The organism is Psychrobacter sp. A3, assembly GCF_028823565.1.
GTDB lineage: Bacteria > Pseudomonadota > Gammaproteobacteria > Pseudomonadales > Moraxellaceae > Psychrobacter > Psychrobacter celer.
In genome coordinates this window covers 1-969 of the sequence record NZ_JAPEHS010000162.1, presented here as the reverse complement: position 1 = coordinate 969, position 969 = coordinate 1, and the positions used below count along the sequence as shown (strand labels likewise).

Here is a 969-nt window from a genome sequence, read left to right as displayed (position 1 = left end):
AAAGCTTAGAGACCGTCATCGCAGGCGAGTCGTTGTTTAATGATGGTATCGGCGTCGTTATTTTTGTCCTGCTACTTGGTATTTTATCCAGCGGCGATATCCCAACAGCCAACTATGTGGCCCATACCTTGGCCGTTGAGGCAGGCGGCGGCATTGTGTTTGGTCTGGTGCTTGGGGCGATTTTGTACTATATGCTAAAGAGCATTGATAGTTATCAAGAAGAGGTGCTATTGACGCTGGCGGGGGTGATCGGCGGCTATGCGCTGGCCAGTCATTGGCATCTCTCAGGGCCACTGGCCATGGTCATGATGGGACTGATGGTTGGTAATCGCGGACGAGCACTGGCGATGAGTGACAAAACACGACACTATATTGATCTATTTTGGGAGCTGATCGATGAGATTCTCAATGCGATTTTATTTGTCTTAATTGGACTTGAGGTAGTGATGATTGCATATTCTGGCAATTTATTTATCGCTGCAGGTTTGACGATTGTTATTGCCTTGCTTGCCCGTTTTATCGTTGTCGGTATGACCACAAAGACCCTTCAGCGGCAGCTTGACTTGCCAACTGGAGCGTGGAAAGTACTGACATGGGGCGGACTGCGCGGCGGCATCTCGGTGGCACTGGTGCTGCAGCTACCAACGGGCGCAGAGCGTGATATTTTACTGGCGCTCACGTATGCGGTGGTCATCTTCTCTATCTTGGTACAAGGCTTGAGCGTTGGTAAGGTCGCAAAAAGCATTGCGCCTGATAAACAGGCCACCACGCTATAATTCGCTTAAAAGTCGTTTGTCCCTCTATTATCATCATAAAAAAAGACCAGCATAAGCATTTATTGCTATGCTGGTCTACTGTACAGTCAACCCGATATAAAAACGATACCTTGAGAGGAAAAGTTGTTTTTCGTAGCATCTGTCGGCGTAGGCACAGCACCCAAGAAAAACAACGTTTCATTGAGCGACTTGA

The 969-nt window shown here is 48.1% G+C and carries 1 protein-coding gene; it reads left to right on the top strand.

What is annotated here, in order from left to right:
* A partial coding sequence (locus NK638_RS12285) for a cation:proton antiporter (RefSeq protein ID WP_274633233.1) occupies positions 1-776 on the top strand: 776 nt, incomplete at its 5' end.
* Between the last annotated feature and the right edge of the window lie 193 nt (positions 777-969).